The sequence below is a fragment of the Catellatospora paridis genome (assembly GCF_009720365.1).
Lineage (GTDB): Bacteria > Actinomycetota > Actinomycetes > Mycobacteriales > Micromonosporaceae > Catellatospora > Catellatospora paridis.
Genome location: NZ_ML769313.1, coordinates 515,607 through 541,523, shown reverse-complemented (window position 1 = coordinate 541,523; position 25,917 = coordinate 515,607). Strand labels below are relative to the sequence as shown.

The window sequence follows — 25,917 nt, the reverse complement described above, 5'->3', positions numbered from 1 at the left end:
CCCTGATCCTCTGCGCGTACCGCATGGTCTGCCTCCGGGTCGGTCCCCGACCGCGACCCCGAAGTGCCGCCAGGGGATCCACTGAGCCGGATCTCGCGCGGGTGTTCCACATCGCACCGCGGCACCGGCGCGTCCACGAACGTTCACGGGCTCCTCACGCCCAGGTCACGGCTGGTATCGGGTGGGCACCTACGGTCAGTCGGTAAGTAGATCTTGAGGAAACCGAGGTACCCCCATGTCCCTACGTCACGTCCTGGCCGCCCTGGCCGTGGTGCCGGCGCTCGCCGTGCCGACCGCCGCGTTCGCGTCGCCGCACGGCGGCCACGGTCCGCTGCCCCACAAGACGCACTTCGACCTGCAGGCCCACCGCGGCGGCATCGGCATGACCACCGAGGAGTCCCTCGAAGGCTTCGCCAAGGCGCTGCGCCTCGGGGTCAGCACGCTGGAGCTGGACACGCAGATCACCAAGGACGAGAAAGTCGTCGTCACCCACGACCGCAAGGTCAGCGCGCAGAAGTGCGCCGACACCGCGCCGGTGACGCCCGGCGACCCGATGTATCCATACGTCGGCAAGTACCTCAAGGACCTGACGCTGGCCCAGGTCAAGACGATGGACTGCGGATTTCAGCAGCTGCCGGGCTTCCCCGAGCAGGAGCAGATCAAGGGCCAGCGCATGGCCGAGCTGCGCGACGTGCTGGACCTGGTCAAGCGCTACCGTGCCCACCAGGTCACGCTCAACATCGAGACGAAGGTCGAGGCGGGCGCGCCGGAGCAGACCGCGCCCCGTGAGCTGTTCGTCCGCCGGGTGTTCGAGGAGATCCGCCGGTCGGGCATCGAGAAGCAGGTCAGCATCCAGTCCTTCGACTGGGGCGCGCTGATGGCGATGCACCGCCTCGCCCCGAAGTGGCCGCTGGTGGCGCTGACCAACTACGACTTCCTGCAGGTCGGTCAGCCGGGCGCGTCGCCGTGGCTGGGCGGCATCGACGCCGACGACTTCGGTGGCGACTTCGTGGCCGCGGCCGCGTCGATCAAGGGCGTCACCGCACTGTCGCCGAACTACGGATTCCCGCAGAACGGCAAGATCGGCGACCCGGGGTTCCGGTTCTACCCGGACAAGGCCATGGTCGACCGGGCACACGCCCGGGGCCTCAAGGTGATCCCGTGGACCTGCGACGACATGCCCACCGTCGCCGCGCTCATGGACATGGGCGTCGACGGCATCATCACCGACTACCCGAACCGGGTGCGCGACCTCATGGCCGAGCGCGGCATGAAGCTGCCCAAGGCGTACAAGGCGCGCTGACACGCTGGGCGACGGGCGGACGTCCTCCCCGACCACCCGTCGCCGGTCCGCCGACCTGCACTGACTCAGGCGGCGCGGTCGACCCTCATGCGAACACTCGTTCGCATGAGGGTCGACCGTTTTGTCCATCTCGGCTCACCGAGCCATGGCTGCCGCCTCCCGGGACCGTCCCCGACAAGGGACGATCTTGCTCGGCCCGGTGTTGGGCGAGTGATCCGACTCACTGATGTCACAAACCGCCGAGCGCGCGGTGTCTTGAGGCCGCACCTTGAAGACGAAGGAGAGGTCAATGGCTGAGAACACCAAGGTCATCGTGGTCGGCGGCGGATACGCCGGCGTGGTGGCGGCCAACCGCCTGACGCAGCGCGACGACGTGGCAGTGACCCTGATCAACCCCCGCCCGGCCTTTGTCGAGCGGATCCGCCTGCACCAGCTGGTCACCGGATCCGACGACGCGCTCGTGGACTACCGGCGGATTCTGGCCCCCCGCGTCCGGCTGGTCGTCGACACCGCGACCTGGATCGACGCGGCCGGGCGTCGCGTGACCTTGGCGAGTGGCGGCACCCTCGACTACGACTACCTGATCTACGCCGTGGGCAGCGGCTCCGCCGCACCGAGCGTGCCCGGCGCGGCCGAGCACGCCTACCCGATCTCCACCCTGGAGGAGGCCCAGCGGCTACGGCCGGTCGTCGACGCCGCACCGGCCTCGGCCGTGCTGACGGTGGTCGGCGGCGGCTCGACCGGCATCGAAACCGCATCCGAGCTGGCAGAGCAGGGCCGGAAGGTCACCCTCGTATGCGGCCGGGTGTTCGGGGCTTACCTGCACCCGCGTGCCCGGCGCGCGGTGGCCGACCGGCTCACCAAGCTCGGCGTGACCGTGCTCGAAGGCGCCGGCGCCACCGTGACGGGTGCGACCGGTGAAACCGTCCTGCTCGCCGACGGCCGCGAACTGCCCAGCGCCGTGACCATCTGGACCGCCGGATTCGGCGTCCCGGACCTGGCCGCCCGCAGCGGGCTGAGCACCGATGCCCTGGGCCGCCTGCGCACCGACGAGACGCTCACGAGCGTCGACGACGTGCGCATCATCGCCGCCGGGGACTCGGCGGCGCCGTCGGACCTGCCGGTGCGGATGAGCTGCCAGTCCGCGATGCAGATCGGCCCGCAGGCCGCCGACACGGTGCTGAGCCGGATCGCCGGCAAGCGGCCCGCCGACTTCCACGTCGGCCTCTTCGGCCAGTGCATCAGCCTCGGCCGCGGCGCCGGAGTCGTCCAGTACGCAAAGAAGGACGACTCCGTGACCAGGGTTTACCTGCTGGGCGGCAAGCCCATGGCGATGCTCAAGGAGGGCGTGTGCAAGAGCACCGTCTGGCAGATGACCCACGAGGCCCGCAAACCGGGCTCGCTCAACCTCTGGTTCAAGGACAGCAGCCGCCGGACGGCACTGCGCGTCAAGGCCGGTGAGGCACCGGCCGCCGCCCGGCGGGCCTGAGGAGGCGCCGAGATGAGCGACCATTCGGGTGACCAGGCGACCGAGGCCTTCGTCGAGCACCGGAACCTGCTCTTCACCGTCGCCTACGAGATCCTCGGATCGGCGGCCGACGCGGAGGACGTGCTGCAGGAGACCTGGCTGCGGTGGGTCAAGGTCGATCTGGATCAGGTACGGGACCAGCGCGCCTACCTGATCCGGATCACCACCCGCCAGTCGCTCAACCGCCTGCGCACCCTGCAGCGGCGCAGGGAGTCCTACGTCGGACCCTGGCTGCCCGAGCCGCTGCGCACCGCGCCGGACACCGCCGACGACGCCGAGCTGGCCGAGAGCGTGTCGATGGCGATGATGCTCGTCCTCGAGACGCTCTCGCCGACCGAGCGCGCCGTCTTCGTGCTACGCGAGGCGTTCGAGGTCAGCTACGACGAGATCGCCGCGGCCGTCGACAAGAGCCCGGCGGCCGTACGCCAGATCGCGCACCGCGCCCGGCAGCACGTCGACGCCCGCCGCCCCCGCAAGCTCGTCTCCGCGGGCGAGCGGCGGGCGGCGCTGGAGGCGTTCCAGCGTGCGGTCGAGACCAGCGACCTGCAGGGCCTGCTCCACGTGCTCGCACCCGACGTGGTCGTGGTCAGCGACGGCGGCGGCCTCAAACAGGCCGCGCTGCAGCCGGTCTTCGGGGCGGAGAAGGCGATCCGTCTGTTCGTCGGCAGCATGCAGAAGGTCGGCGGCACCCTCACCACCGAACCGACCGTCATCAACGGCGGCCCGGCGCTGGTGTTCCGCCTCGACGGACAGATCGACGGCGTCGCCGCGCTACGGATCGAGGATGCCCGCGTCACCGGCATCTACTACGTCCGCAACCCGGAGAAGCTGTCCCGCATCGAATCCGAGACGCCCCTGGCCCTGCACTGAGCCGCACCTCGCCCGGTGACCCCTTTCAGGCCGCCCAGGGCATGGGCAGCGGCGGCGGGAACGCCGACGAGACCTCGACCGGGGTTCCGGTCCGCTGGGACTGCGCGGCGGCGGTGAGGATGTCGACGATGTGGGCGGCATGCTCGGCCGAGCAGCGGTGCGGGCGGCCCTCGTTGATCGCGGCGACGAACTCGGCGATGCCGCGGCCCCACGGGATGCCCCGGTAGGGGTCACCCAGCAGGGCGACCGGCTCCGGGGGCAGCCCGACGCGGATCTCGGAGTCGAAGTTCGTCCAGTCGGCGATGTGGATGGAGCCGCGCTCGCCGTGCAGCTCGATGCCGGACTGGCGGGTGCCCGCGCCGACGTAGAAGTTCGCGGTCAGGCGCACCGTCGCGCCGCCGGCCAGTTCCAGGACGACGACCGAGAAGTCGGGGGCCTGCGGGGAGAACATCTCACCGGACAGGGTCACCCGGTCCGGCTTGAGGATCGTGCCGTACGCCCACACCTTGCGGGCCGGGCCGAGCATCGCGGTCAGCGCCGTCAACGAGTAGACGCCCACGTCGAACAGCGGCCCGGCCCGGTACGGCCCCTGCGGAGCCGGATGCCAGGACTCGATCCGGTCGTGGTTGACCTCGGCGTACACCAGTTTGATCGGCCCGACGGCGTCGTCGCGGACCAGCTTCCACGCGGTCTGGATCGCCTCCCCCAGGTACGTGAACGGCGCGCAGCCCAGCCGCAGCCCGTGCGCGGCCGCCTCGGCGATCAGCGACCGCGCCTCGTGCGCCGTCGGCGCGAGCGGCTTCTCGCTGAACACGTGCTTGCCGGCGCGCAGCGCCGCCCGGGTGACCGGGACGTGCGCCGACAGCGGCGTCAGGTTCACCACCACGTCGACCTTCTCGTCGCCGAGCAGCTCGTCGAGGCTGCCGTAGATCGGCAGGTCGTGCGCGGCCGCGAACGCCGCGGACTGCGCCGGGTCGTTGTCGTAGCCGCCGACGACCTCGATGCCCGGATAGGTGCGCAGGTCGGTCAGGTAGCCGGCGGCGATGTTGCCGGTGCCGACGATCGCGAGTGTGGTCACGGCGCCTCGATCCCCCCGTCGGGCCGGCGTACCCGGGCCGACCATCGTTCGTGCAGGTGGGTGACGGCTGGGTACTTCGCCGCCGCCTTCTCGTCGACCTCGATGCCCCAGCCGGGGGCGTCGTTCGGATAGAGGTAACCGCCGCGCGGGTCGAGCGTGCCCGGGAACACCTCGCGCACCGGGTCGGGCCACAGGTGGCCCTCCTGGATCGAGAACGCCGGGCTGCTCACGTCCAGTGCCACGTTGCAGGCCGCGCCGATCGGCGACACGTCTGCGGGCGCGTGCCAGGCCGTGCCGACCCCGGTCAGCTCGCACAACGCGACGAGTTTGCGGGCCGGGGTGAGGCCGCCGATCGCGGAGATGTGCAGCCGCAGCAGGTCCACCCCGCCGCCGAGGACGAGGCGGGCCGCGTCGGCGACGGAGGCGACCTGCTCGCCGACCGCGATCGGCATCGGCGCGGCGGCGCGCAGCTCCGGCAGGCGGTCGTACAGCTCCAGCGGGATCGGGTCCTCCAGAAAGAACAGCCGGTACGGCTCCAGGGCGCGGGCCAGGGCCACGGCCTGCTTCACGGTGAGCCGGTGGTGCACGTCGTGCATCAGGTTCGGGGTCTCGCCGAGCACCTCGCGGGCGGCGGCGAACAGCTTCGGGGTGTCGCGCAGGTACTGCTGCACGTCCCAGCCGTCCGGGTAGGGCGCGTCGGGGTAGCCGCCGGGCGTGCCGGGTGCGCCGTAGGTGCCCAGACCGGGGCCGCCCGCCTGCAGGCGTACGTGCCGGTAGCCGGAGTCGAGGATCTCCCGCGCGTGCTCCAGGGTCTGCTCGATGGTCGCGCCCGCGGCGTGCAGGTAGGTGTCGGCGGCGGCGCGCACCCGGCCGCCGAGCAGCTCGTACACCGGCATCCCGGCACGCTTGCCGGCGATGTCCCACAGCGCCTGGTCCACCCCCGACAGGGCACTGTTGAGAACGGGGCCGCCCCGCCAGTACGACGACAGGTGCACCATGCGGGTGATGTCCTCGATGTCGGCCGGGTGCCGCCCGATCAGCATCGGGCCGACGTGCTGGTCGACGGCTGCCACGACGGCGTGGAAGCGCTGCGTGAACGTGGCGCAGCCGTAGCCGTACAGGCCGGGATCGCTGGTGTCGACGCGGACGACGACCAGGGGCAGGCCCTCGGGGGCGGTGACGATCGCGCGTACGCCGGTGATCCGCAGACCGTCCCGCGCCGCCCACGGCGCCTGCGTCTCCTCCATCACGGCCGGCGGGTCCGCCGTCTGCTCCTGCAACATGGCTGTCCTTCAGGTGCGTCTCAGTGGCCGGGTGACGTGAGCGGGCGCCGTCCGGCAGGGATCATCGCGACCCTACCCGCAGCAGGGCATTCCGCAAGATCGGGTCCACGGGTGGGGACAGCCGGGCGCGCCGCTCGAGGTAATCACCCGTTCGAGTAGAACGGCAGATCACGATTCGGCCTGGCACGTCCACGTCGTGGCGAAACCGACTTAGTCGATGGAGAATATCGAGCGAAGGGCACGCCGGGCGGCTCGGCCACCCGGCAGCTGACATGGGGAGGACGAAAGGTGAATCAGACACACGAACAGCGGTTGACAGCCCTCGAAAGCGAGGCTTTCCGCAACAACACCGCAGGGTTCTCCGACCCTGGAGACCAGGTGACGTTGCTCCGCGGCGCAGTCAACGAACTCTCCGCCGACCTGCGCGAACACCGCCACGACACCAAGGAGCAGTTCGCCGGCGTGAACCAGCGCCTCGACGGCATCGACGGTCGGCTCGATGGCATCGACGGTCGGCTCGACGGCATCGACGGCCGGCTCGACGGCATCGACAGCCGGCTTGACGGCATGGATCGGCGTTTCGACGGCGTGGATGGGCTGCTGCGGCAGATCCTGGCCGTGGTCACACCGGCCACACCCGAGGTGGTCCGGCAGCACATCGGCGCACCGACCGGCTGACGACCGGCGTACACGGTGAATCGCGTGGCCATGCCCGCAGCCGACTGCTGGCTGCACGTCGACGTCGAGCTCGGCACTTCCCCCATCGCCGGCAAGGGTCTGTTCGCGCGTGCCGCCCTCCCGGCCGGGACCGTCGTGTCCCGGCTGGGCGGGCACCTCGTCAGCTGGGCGGAGTTGCAGGAGCTGTTCACGCGGGCGGCTCGGGAGCAGCGCTACGTCGACACCGTCAGCGTCGCCGACGACCTGCACCTGGTCCTGCCGCCGCGCCGTCCCAACGGGTACGGCAACCACAGCTGCGACCCGAACCTGTGGTGGGTCGACGCGTACACGCTCGCTGCCAGGCGCGACATCGCGGCCGGTGAGGAACTCACCAACGACTACGGCACGAGCACAGCGGTGGGGGGCTTCCGCATGGACTGCGCCTGCGGCGCGTCGCTGTGCCGCGGCGTGATCACCGGCGACGACTGGCAACTGCCGGACCTGCGCGAACGCTACGACGACCATTGGATTCCGTTGCTGCTCGACCGCATCCGCGCGACCTGACGACGAGTCCCGCCCCGCCGATGCCCCCGCCACCGTGCACCCGGCCTGAGGGGTCGGCGCCGAGTTGGTCGCTGCTGAAGGTCGAGGCTGCCGAGCTCATCGACGACGACTGGCCCGGGCAAGCTCGTCGTGTCGACGGCGATCGACAGCGTGACGAGCGAGGACGGCCGCGACGAGTTCCACGTCCGCCCGGATCAGATCGAAGCGCCCCATGGTGTTGGGCAAGATCGTGAGCGGACTCCGCCCGTGACGGATCCCGGCCGCCGGCGGATTCCGCCCGCGGCCGGGGACTGCCGAGCTGCGTAACGATCAGCAGGTGGCGAGCATGCCGTTGAGGGCCGACTTCTCCGCGCTGTCGACGGTGAGGTTGTAGTACCACTTCACCTGGATCCAGGCGCGGGCGTAGGTGCAGCGGAACGAGGACAGCGACGGCTGCCACTCCGCCGGGTCCTTGTCGCCCTTGGACTGGTTCACGTTGTCGGTGACCGCCCACAGTTCGGGCCCGCCGAGGTCGTTGGCGTAGGTCTGGCGCTGCGCGGTCGACCACGCCCAGGCGCCGGAAGCCCACGCCTCGGCCAGCGGGACCATGTGGTCGATGTCGACATCGGAGGCCGCGGTCCAGGTGGCGCCGTCGAACGGGCTGTACCAGGACCCGGAGGTCGCGGCGCAGCTGCTGTTGACCACGACGCCGACACCGTCGCGCTTGAGGACCTGCTCGCGGGTGTTGCAGGCGCCGGTGATCGTGATCCAGTGCGGGAACAGGTCACGGTTGTACGTGGAGCCGTGCGACTCGGCCGTGACCGTCAACGCCGCGAGGCGGCTCACGGCGGTGCTGTAGGAGGGGATGTTGGGCGGGGTGGCGTGGGCCGGTGTCGCGGTGAGGGTGAACGACATGGCCAGGGCGGCCGCGGTGGCGGCCAACGCCTTCAGGACACGGGACATTGGAGGGTCTCCCGACTGTCCGTCGCCGCGGCCGGTGGGGGGTCCGGCTGGGGTCACGACGACGACAGATGGACCATCTCAAATGTGTGGCCGTTGATCCAGACCGGAGCCGTACGACGGCATGAATTTCTTGTGAAAGCACCGTCCCCGCCGACCGGTCTGCATCGGACTCCGCACAAGGACACGTCATGCCATGCAGGTCAGCGGCGTATGGCGTTATGAAGGGCACCTTCCGCTACGCAGAGCGACGTGAAGGTGTCCTTCCTTTGGTCAGGTGGTGGCGCGGGGGGTGAGGTGGAGGACGTCTTCGATGGGGACGGGGGTGGCGCGGTCGCCGGCGAGGCGGGCGACGGCGGCGCGGGCCAGGTGGCGGGCGGTGGCGGCCGGGGCCACGGTGATGGTGGTGAGGGGTGGGGCGCTGTAGGCGGACAGGGGGATGCCGTCGACGCCGATGAGTGCCATGCGGGTGGGGACGTGCACTGCGAGTTCGCGCAGGCCGTGCAGGACCGCGAGCGCCACCTCGTCGTTGTACGCGCAGATCGCGGTGACCTGGGGCGCATCGGCGAGCAGGGCGCGTACCGCGGGGACGACGGCGGACGGGTCGTCCGGCACGGTGAAGGTCGCGGGCACCGGCAGGTCGCGCTCGGCGCAGGCCTGGCGCACGCCGTCGTGGCGGGGGTCGGCGAAGACGGACAGGCGCGGGTCGGCGGGCAGGGCGTACGCGAGCCGGGTGTGTCCCGCCGCGACGAGGTGCTCGACCTGCATCCGGCCCTGCCTGCGCAACAGTGCGGAGGTGGCGAGCCCGTCGGACTCGGTGCCGGCCGGAACGACGCGGATGCCCATCCGCCGCAGGGCGGCGTTGTCGGCGTCGGGCAGCGGGAACAGGCTGAGCACGGCGCGCACCGACAGCATCGCGGCCAGGCGCGGCAGCCGGGGCGCGGACGGCACGTCGAAGTGGACGACCAGGGTCAGGCCCTGTGCGGCCAGCGAGCGGGTGACCGCGTCGACGAATCGAGAGGTCAGCTCCCCGGACGGCGCATCGGGCATGGCCAGCAGCACGATGTCGCTCTGCCCGTTGGCCAGCGTCCGTCCCGCCAGCGACGGGGCGTAGCCCAGCCGCGCGGCGGCGGCGAGCACCCGTTCCCGGGTCGGCTGGGCGATGCGCTCGCCCGGGGCGTCGTTGAGCACGTAGCTCACCGTCGCGCGGGACACCCCGGCCTCGCGGGCCACGTCGGCGCTGGTGGGGCGGCGTCCGGTCATTGCCGCCGGGCCCGGGCGAGCCGGCCCAGGCCGCGCAGCCAGTGCCCGTTGACCAGGTCGAGCAGCCCTTCCTGGGCCGGGCGGCCGACCTTGCCGCGGCTCATCATCGACAGCAGGCGCAGCGGTGACTCGTCGAGCATCGCGCCGATGAGCAGCGCCATCGGGCTCTTCGGGTCCTTGACGAGGCCGCGGGCCTGCCGCCGGGCCGAGGCCTGCAGCAGCCGGGTCACCGGGGAGCTGCGCATGTCGTTGAGCGGGGTGTTCAGCGTGAACGCGCCGGGTGTGTCCGCGGTGTTGTCGGGCAGCGGGCGGCCGAGGAGGGCGGCGAAGCGGTCCCGGTCCCACTGCTGCCCGGCGGCGGGCACCGGGTAGGCCGGGGCGGGCGGGCCGTCGCCGGTCACCTCGACGGTGGTGGTGGCGCGGATGTCGCGCGACGACGCGCCGACGCGGATCTCGTACCGGCCGCCGGTGACGGCCCAGCGCGCGCCGGCGACGTCGTACCAGGCGAAGGCGCGCCGGTCGAGGCTGATCGTGACGGCGCGCGACTCCCCCGGTGCGAGGCGCACCTTGGCGAAGCCTTTGAGTTCCTGGTCGGGACGCGCCCCGGCGGCGGCCGGGTGGTGCACGTACACCTGGACCACCTCGCTGCCGGTGCGCTCGCCGGTGTTGGTGACGATGGCGGTGACCTCGACGGGGCCGGTTCCGGTGGCCGTGACGTCCGCGAAGGCGAACGACGTGTAGCTCAGCCCGTGGCCGAACGGGAACAGCACGTCGGCGCCCGCGGTGTCGTAGTAGCGGTAGCCGACGTAGACGCTCTCCCGGTATTCGGCCTGCCGCGGACCGGTGGGCAGCGCGTGCACCGGGTTGTCGGCCCAGCGGTGCGGGAACGTCTCGGCCAGCCGCCCACCCGGCTCGCACCGGCCGAACAGCACGTCGGCCACGGCGCTGCCGCCGGCCTGCCCGCCGAGGTAGGCCTCGACGATCGCGGGCACGTCGGCGTGCCAGGGCAGCTCGACGGGCGCGCCGTTGTGGAGCACCACCACGGTTCGCGGGTTGGCCGCTGCGACGGCGGCGACGAGGGCGTCGTGGCTCGCGGGCAGGCGCAGGTGGGTGCGGTCGAGGCCCTCGGTCTCGTAGCTCTCGGTGAGGCCGACGTACAGCAGCACGGTGTCGGCGGCGCGCGCCGCTTCGACCGCCTCGGCGAGCAGCTCGTCGTCGGTCTCGTCGGAGTCGCGCCGGTAGCCGGGGGCGTAGGTCACCTCGGCCAGGTCGGACAGCCGGGTGTACGGGTCGTCGAGGCGGTGCGGGTTGATGTGCGAGCTGCCCGCGCCCTGGAAGCGGGGCTGCTTGGCGAACGCGCCGATGACCGCGATCCGCCCGCCCGACGCCAGCGGCAGCAGTCCGCCGTCGTTCTTGAGCAGCACCGTGCCCTCGGCGGCGACCCGCCCGGCCAGCGCGTGGTGGGCGTCGCGGTCGTAGGAGTGCCCGCCCGCGCGGGCCTGCGCGGTGCGCTCGATCAGCGTGAGGAAACGCGCGACGGTCCGGTCGAGCACGTCGACGGGCAGCAGGCCGCTGTTCACGGCATCGACGATGAGCTGGTCATGGTGGCCGCCGAAGCCGGGCATCTCCAGGTCGAGCCCGGCGGCGAGGCCGTCGACCCGTTCGTTGACCGCACCCCAGTCGGAGACCACGATGCCGTCGAAGCCCCACTCCTGGCGCAGCACCCGGGTCAGCAGCCACCCGTGCTCGGCGGCGTAGACGCCGTTGACCCGGTTGTAGGCGCACATGACCGTCCACGGCGCGCCCCCGGCGACAGCTCCCTCGAACGCGGCGAGGTACACCTCGCGCAGCGCTCGTTCGTCGACCAGTGCATCGACGCTGAACCGGCGGTGCTCCTGGTTGTTGGCGGCGAAGTGCTTGAGCGAGGCGCCCACGCCCTGGCTCTGCACGCCGCGGATCCAGGCCGCGCCCATCCGCCCGGCCAGCAGCGGGTCCTCGCTGAAGTACTCGAAGTTGCGGCCGCACAGCGGGGTGCGCTTGATGTTGACGCCGGGGCCGAGCAGCACGCTGACGCCTTCAGCCCGCGCCTCGGCTCCCAGCGCCCGGCCGACCTGCTCGATCAGCTCCGGGTCCCAGGTCGAGGCCATGCCCGCCGAGGTCGGGAAGCAGGTGGCGGGGACGCTGGCGCCGAGCGGCACCTGCTCGGTGCTGAGCTCCTTGCGCAGCCCGTGCGGGCCGTCGGCGACGAGGATCTCGGGGACGCCGAGCCGGGGCACGCCGTACAGGGACCAGAAGTCGCGCCCGGCGCACAGCGCCGCCTTCTCCGCGAGGGTCATCGACGCCACGAGCTGGTCGGTGTCCGCCGTCGCCGTCATGAGCGCTCCCCATCTCGTGGTCACCGGCCAACAGTGATGGTTACGCGCGTAACCACCACCGTCAAGGCCCCAACGTGTCGGAAGAAGTTGACACGTCGGAATTCTCCGACGTATTGTCACCGACTGTGACCACTGACGTGTTCAGCGCATTGGCCAATCCGGTACGCCGGCAGCTGCTCGACTCGCTGCGCGAGGGCCCGCGCGCGGCCGGCGAGCTCGCCGGGCAGTTCTCGCTCAGCCGGCCCGCGGTCTCGGAGCACCTGCAGGTGCTGCGCGGCGCGGGCCTGGTGCGCGAGGAGCCGCGCGGCCGCCACCGGTACTACCACCTGCAAGCGCAACCCCTGGCCGAGGTCGGGCAGTGGCTGCATCCCTACGAACACTTCTGGCGCGAGCGGCTCAGGTCGCTGCGCGACGTACTCGACGAGGAATTCTCATGACCGAACCAGGTGTCATCCGCTGCGACCAGTTCCTCAGCCACCCGCCCGCGCGGGTGTGGCAGGCACTGACCGATCCCGAGCTGCACGCGAAGTGGTGGGCCGCGGGCGACGTGCGGCCCGTCGTCGGCCACCGTTTCACCCTCGACATGGGCAACTGGGGGCAGCAGCCCTGCGAGGTGCTCGTGGTCGAGCCCGAGAAGCTGCTGAGCTACAGCTTCGCCACCGGCTCGCTGGACAACACCATCACCTTCCGCCTGGAGCCCGAAGGCACCGGCACCCGGCTGTTCTTCGAGCAGGCGGGCCTGGACCTCGACTCCCCGGTGGGTCGCACCGCCTTCGAGGGCATGTCCCGCGGCTGGCCTGGCCTGCTGCGCCGCATCGAATCCGCGCTCGCCGCCTGACGCCCGCCGCTCCCGCGACGATCTTGCACGGATGTCCCCACGGCACGCCCGAAGAGGGCCACTCGCGCAAGATCGTCGCCGGTGGACGGAGTCAGGCCTCCCGGTTGCTCGGACCCGCACCGCGGCGTGGACCCACCGGACGGCACGCGTGCCGGTCAGCCCGTCAGCGCGACGGCGCGCGCGACCACGGCAGCCTGCCGCGGGTCGAGCAGTCCGCCGACCCGGGCGGCGGCATCGCGGTAGAGGGCCAGCGCGGCCCGGCAGGCGTCGTCGGGCGGCAGGTCGCGCAGCCCGAGCGCGGCATCCTGCAGGTCAGCCCACGCGCCACCGGCCGCCGCCGCGACCAGGTCCCAGACCTCATTCTCGCTGTCGTACAGCAGGCCCAGGTGCACGGCGAGCACCATGGGCAGGCGCAGCACCAGCACGTTCCGCTGCACGGCGGCCATCCGTGCACGGCCCGTACGCAGCGCGGCGGCCACCTTGTGCGCCTCCTCGGCCAAGCCGGTGACCTGCTCGGCGACCCACTCGTCCGCCTGCGCGGCCAACGCCTTCCAGGTGAAGGCGAGCGCCTGCGCGCGCAGGCCGGCCGCGATGCCCTCAGCGTCCTGGACGACCACGCCGGCGCGCCAGGCGGGCACCTCGGCCACCGCCGACGCCGGGGCGGCGAACCGCCGCCGCTGCTCCTGCGGAGTGCGCCAGGACAGCGCGACCAGCCGTTCGCCGATCACCTCCAGCAGATACTCCGGACCCTGCCCCAGCACCAGGAGATCCACGTCGGACTCCGCCGTCGCGGTGCCCCGCGCGTGGCTGCCCACCAGCACCACCGGCTCGCCGTGCAGCTGACCGCGCACGGTCAGCTCCGCGACGGCGTGCGCGCAGAACTCCATCATGTCCGGCATTCCCAGCTCTCCGGTCCCATAGCCATCGACACCCGTCCGACCTGGCATGATGCCCGACATGACCGCCCCTGTCACGCCTAATCCCGTCCGGCTCGCGCCCGTCGACGCCGTCAACTGGCGCGCCGTCACCGCGCTCACCGTCGCCGAGTCGCAGTCGGACTGGGTCGCCGCGCCCGCCTACTACCTGGCGCTGTGCCACTACGGCGAGTTGGGCTGGCAGCCGTTGGCGGTGCTCGACACCGAAGGCGACGTCGTCGGTTTCCTCATGTGGACCGTCGACCCCGCCGACGGCGCGGCCTGGCTCGGCGGGATCATCATCGACGCCGCACGGCAGGGCCGGGGCTACGGCCGGGCCGCGGTGCGCGCCGCGATCGAACTGCTGTCCACCGAGCACGGGATCAGCAGGTTCGCGCTGTCGTACGAGCCGGCCAACGTCGCCGCCCGGCGCTGCTACGCGGGCCTCGGCTTCACCGAGACCGGCGAGACCGAGGACACCGAGGTCGTGGCGCGACTGCAGGTCACCGCCTGAGGGACGGCACGGCGACGCCGCTGGTGCTAGCCTGCCGCGCCATGGCGCAATCACAGCCCGCCCCGGCCGACACCGAGCTCGACGCGTGGTGCCTGCGCTGGCTCGGCTCCGGCGTCTCGGAGACCCTGTTCACCACCGCGCACCTGTCGGCCGTCGTCGGCGTACGGCTCAAGGACGACCGCAAGGTGGTCGTGAAGGTACGGCCGCCCGCAGCCCGGCTCGCCGTGTGCACCGCGGTGCAGCAGGCACTGTGGCACTCGGGGTTCCCGTGCCCGCGCCCGCTGCTCGGGCCGGTGCCGTTCGGTGCCCACGCCGCCACCGCGGAGGTGCTGGTCCCGGGTGGCGACCTGCTGGCGCTCGACGGCGTGGCACAGTACGCCGCGCTGCTCGCCCGCCTGGTCCGCCAGGCACCCCGACCGCAGGCCGCGGACATGTTCGCGCCGCACCCGCCGTGGACCGCCTGGGACCACGAGCTCGGCCGGATCTGGCCACCCGCCGACGACCGTGCTGCCGACCTCAACGCCCTGCCGGACACGGCCTGGCTGGACGAGGTCGGCGACCGCGTCCGCCGTCGGCTGCGCCGCGGTCTGGCGGGACCGACGGTGGTCGGGCACGGCGACTGGGGCGCGCACAACCTTCGCTGGCGCGGCGGGCAGCCGTGGGCGGTGCACGACTGGGACAGCCTGATCAGCGCGCCGGAGCCGGTGATCGTCGGCCTGGCCGCCGCCTGCTGGCCCACCGGGGTCGTGCGCCGACCGGCCACGCTGGACGAGTCGGCGGCGTTCGTCGAGGCGTACCAGCAGGCCGCCGGCTCCTGCTGGAGCGCCGGGCAGGTGCAGGCGGCCTGGGCGGCGAGCCTTTGGATCGACGCGTTCAACGCTAAGAAGCTCGCTCTCGACGGCGTCGCGTGGCTGTCGCCCGAGGAGGCCGATCGCCGGCTCACCCTAGCCGGAGCCTGAGCGCAGGCCGGCACACGCGGCCGGGCGCTCGTCCCGGATCGGCGCCGGCTCGATGCCGGCGGCAGCGCGGCTGGACCGTCCCGGCGCGCGACGCCGGCGGGGCGTCGGCGATGCTGTGGGCGTGGAGTACGTGTCCAGAGTGCCGCGACCGCCGCTGGACGGGCTGATCGACGACCTCTACTACCTGGAGGGTACGTCGCCGTACGCCCGGCTGACGCTGCCGCCAGCGCCGTCGGCGCTGCTCGTCGTCAACCTCGGGGCGCCGTTCCGCATCCGCGCCGGCGCCGACATCGAGACGGCCGAGTACGCTGACGGCTGCGTGATCACCATGCCCACCCGCGCGTGGGAGTTCGGCTACCCGGTCCGTACCCGGTCCGTCGGCGTGCACTTCAAGCCGTGGGGGCTGGCGCCGTTCCTGCCGATGCCCGCGGCCGAGCTGTGTGACCGGCCGGTGACGATAGAGCAGGTTTGGGGCCGGCCCACCACTGCTGAGCTGCGAGACCGGCTGGCCACGGCGGACGGACCACACGAGATGCTGACGCTGCTCGAGGAGCAACTGATGCGACGGCTGTGCGAGACCGCCGGCCTGGGGCTGGTCCGCCATACGAGCAGCGTCATCGCGGCGGCCGGCGGGGCGGTGGCGATCGGCGACCTGAGCGTGGCAGCCGGTGTCAGCAGCACTCACCTGGCACAACGGTTCAAGGAGCTCATCGGTGTCACGCCGAAGCGGCTGGCCCGCACCTACCGATTCACCGCCACCGTGTTCGCGATCAACCCCGCCGAACCGATCGACTGGGACGACCTCGCCAGTGGCGCAGGCTACTTCGACCAGGCCCACTTCGGCCACGAGTTCCGGGGGTTCACCGGGCTCACACCGACCCGGTACCTCGAAGCCAGGCGGCGGTTCCTGCGCGAACATCCCGGCCACGCGTTCGACGGCTGGCCGCTGCCGGCCGATTGATTTCTTACAAGACCGGCAGCTCACGGCACACTAACTTTGGGGGTAACCCGAAGCAAAGGAGAGTCCCGTGGGCAAGGTGGTCATGTACGCCTCGGTATCGGTGGACGGCTTCATCGCGGACGAGAAAGACCAGCCCGGACCGCTGTTCGACTGGTTGACCAGCGGTGACGTCCCGTTGGACGAGAGCGGCGCGCTGAAAGTGTCACAGACGTCCTACGACTACACCCGGCCGTACTGGGACCAGATCGGGGTGACGATCGCCGGCCGCCACGTCTTCGACATGACAGACGGCTGGGACGGCAAGCCTCCGGGCGGGATCGACCACGTGGTCGTCGTGACGCACCGGCCGGCGCCCGAGGGCTGGGACCCCGAGGCGCCGTTTCACTTCGTCGACGGCGTCGAGGCAGCCATGGCCAAGGCGCAGGAACTCGCGGGTGACCGCATCGTCGAGGTCGCCGCCGGCGACGTCGGTGGCCAGGTGCTTGCCGCGGGCCTGGTCGACGAGGTGCGCATGGACGTCGTACCCGTCGTGTTCGGGTCCGGCAAGCGCTACTTCGGGTCGGTCCACGCGCAGCACCTGTTGGCGGATCCTGACGCGGTGATTCAGGGCAACCGGGTGCTTCACCTGCGCTATCGGGTGCGCCGTTGACCGATCTGAGGAGTCACGGCGCGGAGGTGCCCGCCCGGCATCGGACCGGCAGCCCGCGGGCATGGCATCATCGCGCTGTGCGCGATGCCGACGCCTGCGGGACACCGTCCACCATCCTGGTCGTGATCAGGGGGAACTCCGGTTCCGGCAAGTCGTCGATCGCACGGGCGGTGCGGCTGGCGTGCGGCCGCGGCTGCGCCCTCGTCGAGCAGGACCACCTGCGCCGGATCATCCTGCGCGAGCTGGACGGCCCCGGCGGCCTGGCCCCGGACTTCATCGACCACACCGTGCGCTACCTGCTCGACAACGGCTACCACGTGGTGCTGGAGGGCATCCTCCGCGACGACAAGTACGGCGACATGCTGCGGGCGCTACTGGCCGCACACCGCGGCACCAGCTCGGCGTTCTACCTCGACATCCCGTTCGACGAGACGGTGCGCCGCCACGGCACCCGACCGCAGGTCACCGACTTCACCCCCGACCAGATGCGCGGCTGGTACCGCGAACGCGACGTGCTCGGCGTCGACGGCGAGCACGTCATCGGGCCGGAGTCGACGTTCGACGACAGCGTCGCGCTGATCGCGGCCCGCTCCGGCCTGGCCGCGGCCGGCTCGTGCGGCGAGCCCGTCGCGCCCCCGCCGCAGCGGCGGTAATGGCGTTGCGCCCGGCTGCCCAAGGTCACCAGGATGACCGGCATGCCGATGCTGGAGTTCGCCGTGACGTCCGCCATCGACGAGTTGCTGTCGTTGACGGCCGAGGAGGACGAGGACTGCTGGTGGGACCTCGTATGGTGGTTGCAGGGGCACGGCGGCCGTCATGCGCTGGACGCCGCGTCGCGGCTGTCCGGGCATCCCGAGCCGTCGCACCGGCAGGCGGCCGCGGACATCCTCTGCCAACTGGGCGCCGGACCGGGCCGGGCGCCGCTCGACAGCCCGTACCGCGATGAGGCGCTCGCTCTACTGCTGAGCATGGTCGAGCGCGAGCACGATCCACAGGTGCTCAACTCGATCACCGTCGGCTTCGGGCACCTCGGGGACGAGCGATGCCTGGCGTCGCTGTCACGGCTGCACACGCATCCTGACGTGACAGTCCGGGAGGGGGTCGTGTTCGGGCTGCTCCGGCGACCCGAAGCGGCCGCCCTGGACCTGCTGATCACGCTGTCTTCCGACAGCGCGCCCGAGGTCCGCTACTGGGCCACATTCGGGCTGGGCCAACAGACCGAACAGGACTTACCGCGGCTGCGGGACTCGCTCGCCGCCCGGCTCGCCGACGACGACCCCGACACGCTCGCCGAGGCCGTCAACGGGCTGGCGCTGCGCGGCGACGAACGGGCCATGCCGGCGCTGCTGGCCGCGCTGGAGCTCCCGGCGCGGAGCCACGGCGTCGATCTCACCACCGAGGCGCTGTACGCGATGGCTGCCACGACCGCCGATCCCCGGCTGTACCCGCACCTGCTCGCCCACCGGGACGACTGGCTGCAGAATGCGCCGGACGAGGAGCTGCCGGAGGAGTTGCTGGCGGCGCTGGCCCGCTACGCCACAACCGGGGAGACCGGCTGAGTCAGCGCAGGTAGGGATCGAGCAGCTTGCGGGCGCCGAGGGCCAGCAGCTCGTCGGCGGCCTGCCGGCCGAGCGTGGGCGCGGCGGTGCGGTCGCCCGCGACGACGGTCGCCAGCAGGCGGTCGCCCTCCGGGGCGTACACCGCGGCGCGCAGGGTGACCGTGTCCCGCTCGACGGTCGCGTGCCCGCTGACCGCGCTGTTGCAGCTCGCGCCGAAGCGGTACAGCAGCGCCCGCTCGGCCAGGCTCGCATCCCGGCTGTCCGGCTCGTCCAACGCCATGACCAGGGTGTACGCCTGTCCGGATGTCCGCGTGGTGACCACGATCGTGCCCGCGCCGACGGCCGGGCCCATCAGCTCGGCGTCCAGCAGCTGCGTGATGCGGTGCGCCTGGCCGATGCGGTGCAGCCCGCACGCGGCGACCACGATGGCGTCGACGTCGCCGGAGTCCAGGCGTGCGATGCGGCTGTCCACGTTGCCGCGGATCGGCTTGACCCGCAGGTCGGGGCGGGCCCGCTGGAGCTGCGCCTGGCGGCGCACCGCGCTGGTGCCGACGACCGCGTCCCGGGCGAGCTGGTCGAGCCGCAGGCCGTCGCGGCTGATCAGCGCATCGCGGGGGTCGTCGCGCGGCAGGTGGGCCGCGATGCAGATGCCCTCGGGCAGGGCGACGTCGCCGGGGATGTCCTTGAGGCAGTGCACCGCCAGGTCGATGTCGCCGGCCTGCAGCAGCGCGTCGATCTCGCTGGTGAACGCGCCCTTGCCGCCGGCTGTGGCGAGGCTGCCGGTCCAGCGGTCGCCGTGGGTGGACACGGGCACGATCCGCACCGCGAGGCCCGCGTGCGCGGACTCCAGCTCGCGGGCGACGTGGCGGGCCTGCGCCAGGGCCATGGTGCTGCCCCGGGTGCCGAGGCGGACGGTCGTCGTCACCTGAGGAACCCTACGGCCAGCCGACGTGAACAGGCCGTGAAGCGATCCAGGCGTGTCGTGCGGAAGGTTTTCTTCGGCGTTAACGGTGGCATTGACGTACTTCGCCGACCGTGATCTGATCTCGCGAACCGTTCTCACATTCCACTTCGGAGAGGAAGCTCAGTGCTGAGACTTCGCAAGGCGATGGCGGGCGCCGCCGCCGTCGCGCTCGGCTGGGCCGCGTTCGCGGTAGCCGCCGCCCCTGCCACGGCCGCCCTGCCCACGGCGGCCGTCGCCATCGGTGACAGCTTCATCAGCGGCGAAGGCGCGGGCGCGTACACCGCCGTCGTCGACGTCAACGGGGTCGCCCAGGGCTTCCCCGGTTGGTCGGGGGCGAACGCCAACGCGTACTTCTGCCACCGTTCGGCCAACGCGTCGCTGAACAAGGCCGCGCTGTCGGGCATCTCCGCCCGGTTCAACCTGGCCTGCTCGGGCGGCCAGCCGCACGACATCGCCGCCGCCTCGAACACCCGCACCAGCGGCCGCCAGGTCGCCGCGCAGCTCGACCAGCTGCGGGCCGTGGCGCAGACCCACGACATCGACCTGGTGCTGGTCGGCCTCGGCTCCAACAACAGCTCGTTCACCTTCGGCGACGTGGCGACGCTGTGCGCCAACCGTTTCATCGCCGACGCGTGGACCGGCTGGTGGGAGTTCTGGGCCTACCTCAACGGCCCGGTGCCGCAGGAGCCGTGCACCGACGCCGACCTGGCCAGCGCGGCCGAGGTCGCCGCGGCCACCGCGGAGACCACCACCGCGCTCCGCCAGCTGATCACCACTTTGGACCAGGTCGACGCCGACGGCCAGCACCGCATCGTGTTCCAGGACTACACCAACCCGCTGCCGACGGACGTGTACTCCTCGTTCATCGAGCAGGACGGACGGCAGGACGACCGGGACAAGTTCCGCGAGCTGGGCGCCGAGCGGTACGCGGCCGGCTGCCCGATCCACCGCGCGAGCCTCGCCCCCGGCCACCGCTTCTCGGCCAACCTCGGTGTGGTGGTGCGCAACTCCCACGCCAACCTGACCGCCGAGTTCCCCGGCGCGGACCTGGTCTACCTCAACGTGCAGCGTGCCTTCGACGGCGCCCGGCTCTGCGAGAACGCCAACAGCCCCACCGGCACGCTGGCCACCCCGGTGCGCGTGATGGACGGCCCCACCGGCACGCACATCACCAACCTGTCCGGGTACGACAAGATCGCCATCCAGCGCATGGCCAACGCCTGCGTGACCTACTTCCAGACCTGCCAGGAGTCCTGGCACCCGAACGCGGCCGGCCACGCCGTCCTCGGCCAGTGCCTCGCCGCCGCCTCCACCACCGCCAACCGCACCATCGCCTGCATCCGCAACCCCAACGGCACCCTCACCTTCCAGTGACGAAGGAAGGGCACCTTCCGATCGCCATGCGTGGAGGAAGGTGCCCTTCTTAATGCGAGTGGGCCGCTGACCTGCTACGCCGGGAACAGCCAGCGCATCGCGGCGTGGCACCGGCCGACAAAGCCGTCCCGCCCGGTCTCCACGCCGTAGGCCAGATCCTCGAAGACGCTGCACCGGGCGTAGAAGACCGCGCGTTCGACGAGCGCCGCGACGTCGGCGGCGTCGCTGCGGCACCGGCCCACGGCAGCCCGCAGCGCGTCCGGACCGAAGTCCCGATACAGCAGGCCGTAGTCGTACGCCGGATCCACCAGCGCGGCGTCGCTCCAGTCGATGACACCGGTCACTGTCCACCCCGCCGGGTCGACGAGCACGTGCTCGATGCCCAGGTCGTTGTGGGAGAACACGAGACCGCGGACCGCAGCCGGCGGCGGTGAGTCCAGGAACGCCTCCACCGCGCGGCGGTGCGCCACCGGGACGTGCCCGGCGACCGACCGGTAGAGCTCGGCAGCCTCCCCGAGCCACTCGGCCAACGGCTGGTCGTCGACGTCCGCCAGACCCTCCCACCGGTCGACCGGCGCTGCGTGCAGGGCGTCGAGCATCCCACCCAGCACCGCCGCGATCGACGTGCCGTGCGCCGACCACCCCGGCCGGGGCAGCTCCGCCAGGGGCACACCGGGAAGTCTCGCGTAGGCGAGGCAGCCCTGCTCCGGGGCCGTGAACACGGGTTCGGGCACCGGCAGCGGGCAGACCTCGGCGACGGCGGCCAGTAGTCGGGCCTCCCGCTCGACCAGCGCGGCCCGCACCACCGGGTCGGGCTCCCGGCTGAACCGCACGACCAGCTCACCGTCGACCTCGTACGCCACGTTGTCCAGGCCCGAGCCGAGCTCGATCACCGAACGGATCCGGCGATCAGGCAGGTGAGCAGCGATGACGTCGCGGACGTCGGCAGTGGGGTGGCGGCCGGACACACCTCACCCTACCGAGCGCCGTCATCGCGGCGGGACCGCTACGGCGCGGCGGCGAGCGCGGTGCGCAGGTCGCCGACAGCCGCGAGCGCATCCGCCGGGTCGCCGGTGTCCTCCCACAGCTCACGCCACTCGGAGTCGTCGCCGACGACCCGGTCCAGGGCCCGCACCGCGAGCGCCGCGACGTCCTCGGGGACCACCAAAGACCCGCCTTCGAGGAGGAACTCCGGCGCGTACGGCGAGGTCAGCGGCTCCGCGCCGGGCCGCTGCGACACGATGACCGCCGCCGCCGCGACGGCCCGCACCCCGAGCCGGTCGTCGAGGTATCCGGCATGGTCGGCCACGGCGGCCAGCGTCTGCCGGACCACGCCGAGCCGGTCGGCCGGATCGGCCTCGTCCAGGTCGCCGCACCAGTCGGCGGCGCCGTCGTTGTCGAACGGACCCGAGTCCCATGTGCCCACCAGTGCCTCCTCCGCAGGGCGCAGCGGGAAGGTACCGGCCGCATGCGACACTCCCCGAGCCGCGTGTCCGGCCTGTTCGGCCACGCGGACGCCGCCGCGGCCGGGACACTCGACAGATGGCACGTGAGCAGGCGACCGAGGTGACCGAGTTCCGCAACGTCCGGGTGTTCGACGGGGTGGACCCGGCGCTGTCCCCGCCGACCACGGTCACCGTCTCCGGTGGCCTCGTCACCCGCGTCGGCGGGCAGGCCGAGGCCGGTGCCGCCCCGTCCGGCACGGGCGACGCCCCGTCCGGCCGGACCGCCGGACAGACCGGCGCAGCGGACCGCCGGCCCGGCGGACATCCGGCCGTCACGGTCGTCGACGGCGGCGGCCGGGTCCTGATGCCCGGCCTGATCGACGCGCACTGGCACGCCATGATGGCCGCCGTGTCGCTGCCGGTGCTGGCCACCGCCGACCCGGGCTACCTCCACCTGATCGCCGGCCGGGAGGCGGAACGGACCCTGCTGCGCGGGTTCACCACCGTGCGCGACGCGGGCGGCCCGGTGTTCGCGCTCAAACGGGCCATCGACGAGGGGATCGTCGCCGGTCCGCGCATCTACCCCAGCGGCGCGTTCATCAGCCAGACCGCCGGGCACGGCGACTTCCGGTCGCTGCTGGAGGTGCCGCGCGAACCCGGCGCGCCGCTGACCATGGTGGAGCGCACCGGCACCGCGGCCATCGCCGACGGCGTCGACGCGGTGCTGCGGGCGACCCGCGAGCAGCTGATGCGCGGCGCAAGCCAGATCAAGGTGATGGCCGGCGGCGGGGTCGCGTCGCCGTACGACCCGATCGACGTCACCCAGTACACGTTCGCGGAGCTGGCGGCCGCGGTGGAGGCGGCCGGGCACTGGGGCACCTACGTGATGGTGCACGCGTACACCCCGGCGTCGGTGCAGCAGGCGATCCGGGCCGGGGTGCGCTGCGTCGAGCACGGGCACCTGCTCGACGACCAGACCGCCGCACTGATGGCCGAGCGGGGCGTGTGGTGGTCGATGCAGCCGTTCCTCGACGACACCGACGCCATCCCGATCCTCGACCCGGCCGGGCGGGAAAAGCAGCTCGCGGTCACCGACGGCACCGAGACCGCATACCGGCTGGCCCGCAAGCACGGGGTGCGGCTGGCCTGGGGCACCGACACCCTGTTCGACGCCGGGCTGGCCACCCGCCAGGGCGCGCAGCTGGCGAAACTGGGCCGCTGGTTCTCCCCCGCCGAGGTGCTGCGCATGGCGACGTCGGAGAACGCGGCCCTGCTGGCCATGTCCGGGCCGCGCGACCCCTACCCGGCCCCGCTGGGCGTGGTGCGGGCGGGCGCGTACGCGGATCTGCTGCTCGTCGACGGCGACCCGCTGGCCGACCTGGCCGTGCTCGCCGATCCCGACAACCTCCGGGTGATCATGAAGAACGGTGTCGCGGTCCGGAACACCCTGCCCTGACCGCGACCGGGTCATCAGCTCCGTAGTCTGGGCCCATGGCCGTCGACGAGCTCCCACACCCCGTCGCGGCGGTGTCCCCGGCGCGCCGTCGCGGTCCCCGGCGCATCCCGGTCTTCCTGATCCTGCCCGCCGGGCTGGGGCTGGCGTTCCTGGTGCTGCCGCTGGTCGCGCTGCTGCTGCGCACCCCGTGGCGGGAGCTGCCGCAGCACCTGGCCGAGCCCGCGATCCTCGCCGCACTGCGGCTGTCGCTGCTCACCGCCTCACTGGCCACCCTCTGCTGCATCCTGCTGGGCGTGCCGCTGGCCTGGCTGCTGGCCCGGGTCGAGTTCCCCGGGCGGCGGCTGGCCCGCGCGCTGATCACCGTGCCGCTGGTGCTGCCGCCCGTCGTCGGCGGCGTGGCCCTGCTGCTGCTGTTCGGCCGCCGCGGCCTGATCGGGTCGTGGCTCGACGAGACCTTCGGCTTCACGCTGCCGTTCACCACCGCAGGCGTCGTCGTCGCCGAGGCGTTCGTGGCGATGCCGTTCCTCGTCATCGCGGTGGAGGGCGCGCTGCGCGGCGCGGACACCCGCTACGAGGAGGCCGCCGCGACGCTGGGCGCCGGCCGCTGGACGACCTTCCGCCGGGTCACCCTGCCGCTGGTCGCACCCGGCATCGCCGCCGGCGCGGTGCTCTGCTGGGCGCGGGCGCTGGGCGAGTTCGGCGCGACGATCACCTTCGCGGGCAACTTCCCCGGGCGTACGCAGACCATGCCCCTGGCCGTGTACCTGGCCCTGGAGACCGACCTCGAGGCGGCGATCGTGCTCAGCCTGATCCTGCTCGTGGTCTCGGTGACCATCCTGGCGAGCCTGCGCGACCGGTGGATCAGCAGCCCCTGACCGGCTCCGCGGCCGCCGCCACATGATCGGCGCGCACGATTGCGTACTAGGCTGGCCGGTATGCAGATCACGGCACGGGACCTGGTGTTCGACCTCCACGCGGGCGGCCCGGCGGACGGGCCGGTGGCACTGCTGCTGCACGGCTTCCCGCAGCACGCGGGCGAGTGGGAGCCGGTCGCCGACCGCCTGCACGACGCCGGCGTACGCACCTACGCGTTCGACCAGCGCGGCTACTCCCCCGGCGCGCGCCCCACCGCCGTCGCCGACTACGCCATGGGCGAGTGCGTCGCCGACGCGCTCGCGGTGCTCGACGCGCTGGGCGTGGACCGGGCACACGTGGTCGGCCACGACTGGGGCGCCGTGGTCGCCTGGCACCTGGCCGCCGCGCACGCCGACCGGGTGCGCACCCTCACCGCCCTCTCCGTGCCTCATCCGGTGGCGTTCGCCAAGACCATCGCCACCGACCCCGACCAGCAGCAGCGCTCGGCCTACATCGGACTGTTCCAGCAGGAGGGCAAGGCCGAGGACCTGCTGCTGGAGCACGACGGCCAACGGCTGCGGGAGATCTTCACCGGCGTGCCCGCCGAGCGGGTCGAGCGCTTCGTCACCCCGATGCTGGACCGCGCCCGGCTCACCGGCGGCCTGAACTGGTACCGGGCGCTGACGCTGGGCTCCGGCTTCGCCCCGGCCGGCCGGGTCGCGGTGCCGACCACGTTCCTGTGGAGCGACGGCGACTGGGCGATCGGGCCGAAGGCGGCCGAGAGCTGCGCCGACTACGTCACCGGCGACTACCGCTTCGTCACCCTGCCCGGGGTCAGCCACTGGATCCCGGACGAGGCGCCCGACGACACGGCCCGCGAGATCCTGGCCCGCATCGCCGCGCAAGCCTGACCGGAGGTCATCGTGTTCGTGAAGATCTGCGGACTGTCCACCGCCGAGACCGTCGCCGCCGCCGTGGACGCCGGCGCGGACGCGGTCGGTTTCGTGCTGACCCGCAGCCCACGCCAGGTGACCCCGGACACCGCGCGACGGCTCGCGGAGGCCGTCCCGCCGCACGTGCTGACCGTCGCCGTCGTCGCCGGGGCGGATGTCGCGACCGTACGGGACCTGGTCCGCGACACCGGCCTGCGGGCGCTGCAGCTGCACGGCGACTACTCCCGGGCCGACTTCGCGGCCGTCGCCGACCTCGGCCTGACCCTCGTGCGGGCGACCAGCTACGAAGCTCCGGAGCTGCGCATCGGCGCGTACGGCGAGGACCTGCTGCTGGTCGACGCGACCGAGCCGGGCTCGGGCGGCGCGTGGGACTACGCGCTGCTGCGCGAGCGCGGCCTGGGCGAGGGCTGGATCCTCGCGGGCGGGCTGAGCGTCGACACGGTCGCCGACGCGGTCGCGCTGTCCGGTGCGGGCGGCGTGGACGTGTCCAGCGGCGTCGAGTCCGCCCGCGGCGTCAAGAGCGAGGCTCTGATCAGGGAGTTCATCGCCGCCATACGCAAGGCGGGCTGACCGCCCGGACGCGGAGTTTGCCTGCCGCGACCATGATGGGTCGGTG

The 25,917-nt window shown here is 72.4% G+C and carries 27 protein-coding genes; 18 read left to right on the top strand and 9 right to left on the bottom strand.

The features are described from left to right. Positions 1 to 235: 235 nt before the first annotated feature. From F9C41_RS07320 to F9C41_RS07310, 3 genes are all read left to right on the top strand, one after another. The gene (locus tag F9C41_RS07320) at positions 236 to 1,303 is read left to right on the top strand and encodes a glycerophosphodiester phosphodiesterase family protein (RefSeq protein WP_155385877.1); all 1,068 of its coding nucleotides are present in this window, start codon (positions 236 to 238) and stop codon (positions 1,301 to 1,303) included. 289 nt (positions 1,304 to 1,592) lie between these two features. Then, positions 1,593 to 2,792, top strand: coding sequence for an NAD(P)/FAD-dependent oxidoreductase (locus tag F9C41_RS07315; protein WP_155385876.1), 1,200 nt, complete (start codon positions 1,593 to 1,595; stop codon positions 2,790 to 2,792). 12 nt (positions 2,793 to 2,804) lie between these two features. Next, entirely contained in the window at positions 2,805 to 3,701 is an 897-nt protein-coding gene (locus F9C41_RS07310; protein WP_155385875.1) for an RNA polymerase sigma-70 factor, read from the top strand. A 25-nt stretch (positions 3,702 to 3,726) separates the two neighbouring features. Here F9C41_RS07310 and F9C41_RS07305 read toward each other — a convergent pair whose 3' ends face one another. Both F9C41_RS07305 and F9C41_RS07300 read right to left on the bottom strand, forming a co-directional pair. Next, positions 3,727 to 4,779, bottom strand: coding sequence for a Gfo/Idh/MocA family protein (locus F9C41_RS07305; protein WP_230689391.1), 1,053 nt, complete (start codon positions 4,777 to 4,779; stop codon positions 3,727 to 3,729). After that, a complete protein-coding gene (locus F9C41_RS07300; RefSeq protein WP_230689390.1) occupies positions 4,776 to 6,062 on the bottom strand; it encodes an enolase C-terminal domain-like protein in 1,287 nt (428 codons plus the stop codon). The genes F9C41_RS07305 and F9C41_RS07300 overlap by 4 nt, the downstream gene beginning before the upstream one ends. Positions 6,063 to 6,440: 378 nt before the next feature. Here F9C41_RS07300 and F9C41_RS07295 point away from each other — a divergent pair, with 378 nt between their 5' ends. Continuing rightward, positions 6,441 to 6,740 carry a hypothetical protein gene (locus tag F9C41_RS07295; protein WP_155385873.1) on the top strand — a complete coding sequence of 100 codons (300 nt, stop codon included), beginning with the start codon at positions 6,441 to 6,443 and terminating at the stop codon, positions 6,738 to 6,740. A gap of 30 nt (positions 6,741 to 6,770) precedes the next feature. Next, positions 6,771 to 7,283, top strand: coding sequence for an SET domain-containing protein (locus F9C41_RS07290; RefSeq protein WP_230689455.1), 513 nt, complete (start codon positions 6,771 to 6,773; stop codon positions 7,281 to 7,283). Between the two features lie 309 nt (positions 7,284 to 7,592). Here the strand turns inward: F9C41_RS07290 and F9C41_RS07285 are convergent, their stop codons facing one another. The 3 genes from F9C41_RS07285 to F9C41_RS07275 all read right to left on the bottom strand — a co-directional run bounded on the left by F9C41_RS07285 (position 7,593) and on the right by F9C41_RS07275 (position 11,860). After that, positions 7,593 to 8,225 carry an HNH endonuclease family protein gene (locus F9C41_RS07285; RefSeq protein ID WP_155385871.1) on the bottom strand — a complete coding sequence of 211 codons (633 nt, stop codon included), beginning with the start codon at positions 8,223 to 8,225 and terminating at the stop codon, positions 7,593 to 7,595. Positions 8,226 to 8,495: 270 nt separating this feature from the next. Next, positions 8,496 to 9,485, bottom strand: coding sequence for a LacI family DNA-binding transcriptional regulator (locus tag F9C41_RS07280; RefSeq protein WP_155385870.1), 990 nt, complete (start codon positions 9,483 to 9,485; stop codon positions 8,496 to 8,498). Then, positions 9,482 to 11,860 carry a glycoside hydrolase family 3 C-terminal domain-containing protein gene (locus F9C41_RS07275; RefSeq protein WP_269058901.1) on the bottom strand — a complete coding sequence of 793 codons (2,379 nt, stop codon included), beginning with the start codon at positions 11,858 to 11,860 and terminating at the stop codon, positions 9,482 to 9,484. The genes F9C41_RS07280 and F9C41_RS07275 overlap by 4 nt, the downstream gene beginning before the upstream one ends. Positions 11,861 to 11,985: 125 nt before the next feature. Between F9C41_RS07275 and F9C41_RS07270 the strand changes: the two genes are divergently transcribed. Both F9C41_RS07270 and F9C41_RS07265 read left to right on the top strand, forming a co-directional pair. Further along, the gene (locus F9C41_RS07270) at positions 11,986 to 12,297 is read left to right on the top strand and encodes a metalloregulator ArsR/SmtB family transcription factor (RefSeq protein ID WP_155385869.1); all 312 of its coding nucleotides are present in this window, start codon (positions 11,986 to 11,988) and stop codon (positions 12,295 to 12,297) included. After that, positions 12,294 to 12,698 (top strand): SRPBCC family protein, encoded by a 405-nt coding sequence (locus F9C41_RS07265; protein ID WP_155385868.1) that lies wholly within the window; start codon positions 12,294 to 12,296, stop codon positions 12,696 to 12,698. The genes F9C41_RS07270 and F9C41_RS07265 overlap by 4 nt, the downstream gene beginning before the upstream one ends. A gap of 155 nt (positions 12,699 to 12,853) precedes the next feature. On the opposite strand, the gene F9C41_RS40590 is transcribed toward F9C41_RS07265, so the two are convergent. Then, entirely contained in the window at positions 12,854 to 13,597 is a 744-nt protein-coding gene (locus tag F9C41_RS40590) for a nucleotidyltransferase family protein (protein WP_230689389.1), read from the bottom strand. Between the two features lie 58 nt (positions 13,598 to 13,655). Here F9C41_RS40590 and F9C41_RS07255 point away from each other — a divergent pair, with 58 nt between their 5' ends. The 6 genes from F9C41_RS07255 (at position 13,656) to F9C41_RS07230 (ending at position 18,254) form a co-directional block, all read left to right on the top strand. After that, a complete protein-coding gene (locus tag F9C41_RS07255; protein WP_155385867.1) occupies positions 13,656 to 14,126 on the top strand; it encodes a GNAT family N-acetyltransferase in 471 nt (156 codons plus the stop codon). A gap of 41 nt (positions 14,127 to 14,167) precedes the next feature. Further along, entirely contained in the window at positions 14,168 to 15,085 is a 918-nt protein-coding gene (locus F9C41_RS07250) for an aminoglycoside phosphotransferase/kinase family protein (RefSeq protein WP_155385866.1), read from the top strand. 121 nt (positions 15,086 to 15,206) lie between these two features. Beyond that, a complete protein-coding gene (locus F9C41_RS07245; protein ID WP_230689388.1) occupies positions 15,207 to 16,046 on the top strand; it encodes a helix-turn-helix domain-containing protein in 840 nt (279 codons plus the stop codon). A 67-nt stretch (positions 16,047 to 16,113) separates the two neighbouring features. Next, positions 16,114 to 16,695, top strand: a complete 582-nt coding sequence (locus F9C41_RS07240) for a dihydrofolate reductase family protein (RefSeq protein WP_155385865.1) — start codon at positions 16,114 to 16,116, stop codon at positions 16,693 to 16,695. Between the two features lie 77 nt (positions 16,696 to 16,772). Beyond that, complete coding sequence (locus F9C41_RS07235) at positions 16,773 to 17,348, top strand: kinase (RefSeq protein ID WP_155385864.1); 576 nt, start codon at positions 16,773 to 16,775, stop codon at positions 17,346 to 17,348. 33 nt (positions 17,349 to 17,381) lie between these two features. Further along, positions 17,382 to 18,254, top strand: a complete 873-nt coding sequence (locus F9C41_RS07230) for a HEAT repeat domain-containing protein (protein ID WP_155385863.1) — start codon at positions 17,382 to 17,384, stop codon at positions 18,252 to 18,254. A gap of 1 nt (position 18,255) precedes the next feature. On the opposite strand, the gene hemC is transcribed toward F9C41_RS07230, so the two are convergent. Next, positions 18,256 to 19,179 carry a hydroxymethylbilane synthase gene (gene hemC / locus F9C41_RS07225; protein ID WP_230689387.1) on the bottom strand — a complete coding sequence of 308 codons (924 nt, stop codon included), beginning with the start codon at positions 19,177 to 19,179 and terminating at the stop codon, positions 18,256 to 18,258. 183 nt (positions 19,180 to 19,362) lie between these two features. On the opposite strand from hemC, the gene F9C41_RS07220 reads away from it, so the two are divergent. Then, positions 19,363 to 20,592, top strand: a complete 1,230-nt coding sequence (locus F9C41_RS07220) for an SGNH/GDSL hydrolase family protein (RefSeq protein ID WP_155386230.1) — start codon at positions 19,363 to 19,365, stop codon at positions 20,590 to 20,592. Between the two features lie 74 nt (positions 20,593 to 20,666). Here F9C41_RS07220 and F9C41_RS07215 read toward each other — a convergent pair whose 3' ends face one another. Further along, on the bottom strand, positions 20,667 to 21,485 hold the full coding sequence (locus tag F9C41_RS07215; protein WP_230689386.1) for a phosphotransferase family protein: 819 nt from the start codon (positions 21,483 to 21,485) through the stop codon (positions 20,667 to 20,669). Between the two features lie 113 nt (positions 21,486 to 21,598). Beyond that, the gene (locus tag F9C41_RS07210; RefSeq protein ID WP_155385861.1) at positions 21,599 to 22,018 is read right to left on the bottom strand and encodes a DUF4259 domain-containing protein; all 420 of its coding nucleotides are present in this window, start codon (positions 22,016 to 22,018) and stop codon (positions 21,599 to 21,601) included. Between the two features lie 116 nt (positions 22,019 to 22,134). Here F9C41_RS07210 and F9C41_RS07205 point away from each other — a divergent pair, with 116 nt between their 5' ends. The 4 genes from F9C41_RS07205 to F9C41_RS07190 are packed head-to-tail and all read left to right on the top strand — an operon-like array spanning position 22,135 to position 25,871. Then, a complete protein-coding gene (locus F9C41_RS07205; RefSeq protein ID WP_155385860.1) occupies positions 22,135 to 23,493 on the top strand; it encodes a metal-dependent hydrolase family protein in 1,359 nt (452 codons plus the stop codon). A gap of 35 nt (positions 23,494 to 23,528) precedes the next feature. Continuing rightward, positions 23,529 to 24,368, top strand: a complete 840-nt coding sequence (locus tag F9C41_RS07200) for an ABC transporter permease (RefSeq protein WP_155385859.1) — start codon at positions 23,529 to 23,531, stop codon at positions 24,366 to 24,368. A 60-nt stretch (positions 24,369 to 24,428) separates the two neighbouring features. Continuing rightward, entirely contained in the window at positions 24,429 to 25,259 is an 831-nt protein-coding gene (locus tag F9C41_RS07195; protein ID WP_155385858.1) for an alpha/beta fold hydrolase, read from the top strand. 12 nt (positions 25,260 to 25,271) lie between these two features. Then, entirely contained in the window at positions 25,272 to 25,871 is a 600-nt protein-coding gene (locus F9C41_RS07190) for a phosphoribosylanthranilate isomerase (RefSeq protein ID WP_155385857.1), read from the top strand. The last annotated feature ends 46 nt before the right edge of the window (positions 25,872 to 25,917 follow it).

Excerpts from the sequence above, each read along its gene's own strand:
- F9C41_RS07320 (WP_155385877.1), top strand. The coding sequence starts at position 236 with ATGTCCCTACGTCACGTCCTGGCCGCCCTGGCCGTGGTGCCGGCGCTC.
- F9C41_RS07315 (WP_155385876.1), top strand. The coding sequence starts at position 1,593 with ATGGCTGAGAACACCAAGGTCATCGTGGTCGGCGGCGGATACGCCGGC.
- F9C41_RS07310 (WP_155385875.1), top strand. The coding sequence starts at position 2,805 with ATGAGCGACCATTCGGGTGACCAGGCGACCGAGGCCTTCGTCGAGCAC.
- F9C41_RS07300 (WP_230689390.1), bottom strand. The coding sequence starts at position 6,062 with ATGTTGCAGGAGCAGACGGCGGACCCGCCGGCCGTGATGGAGGAGACG.
- F9C41_RS07290 (WP_230689455.1), top strand. The coding sequence starts at position 6,771 with ATGCCCGCAGCCGACTGCTGGCTGCACGTCGACGTCGAGCTCGGCACT.
- F9C41_RS07285 (WP_155385871.1), bottom strand. The coding sequence starts at position 8,225 with ATGTCCCGTGTCCTGAAGGCGTTGGCCGCCACCGCGGCCGCCCTGGCC.
- F9C41_RS07280 (WP_155385870.1), bottom strand. The coding sequence starts at position 9,485 with ATGACCGGACGCCGCCCCACCAGCGCCGACGTGGCCCGCGAGGCCGGG.
- F9C41_RS07275 (WP_269058901.1), bottom strand. The coding sequence starts at position 11,860 with ATGACGGCGACGGCGGACACCGACCAGCTCGTGGCGTCGATGACCCTC.
- F9C41_RS07265 (WP_155385868.1), top strand. The coding sequence starts at position 12,294 with ATGACCGAACCAGGTGTCATCCGCTGCGACCAGTTCCTCAGCCACCCG.
- F9C41_RS40590 (WP_230689389.1), bottom strand. The coding sequence starts at position 13,597 with ATGCCGGACATGATGGAGTTCTGCGCGCACGCCGTCGCGGAGCTGACC.
- F9C41_RS07255 (WP_155385867.1), top strand. The coding sequence starts at position 13,656 with ATGACCGCCCCTGTCACGCCTAATCCCGTCCGGCTCGCGCCCGTCGAC.
- F9C41_RS07250 (WP_155385866.1), top strand. The coding sequence starts at position 14,168 with ATGGCGCAATCACAGCCCGCCCCGGCCGACACCGAGCTCGACGCGTGG.
- F9C41_RS07230 (WP_155385863.1), top strand. The coding sequence starts at position 17,382 with ATGACCGGCATGCCGATGCTGGAGTTCGCCGTGACGTCCGCCATCGAC.
- F9C41_RS07220 (WP_155386230.1), top strand. The coding sequence starts at position 19,363 with ATGGCGGGCGCCGCCGCCGTCGCGCTCGGCTGGGCCGCGTTCGCGGTA.
- F9C41_RS07205 (WP_155385860.1), top strand. The coding sequence starts at position 22,135 with ATGGCACGTGAGCAGGCGACCGAGGTGACCGAGTTCCGCAACGTCCGG.
- F9C41_RS07200 (WP_155385859.1), top strand. The coding sequence starts at position 23,529 with ATGGCCGTCGACGAGCTCCCACACCCCGTCGCGGCGGTGTCCCCGGCG.
- F9C41_RS07195 (WP_155385858.1), top strand. The coding sequence starts at position 24,429 with ATGCAGATCACGGCACGGGACCTGGTGTTCGACCTCCACGCGGGCGGC.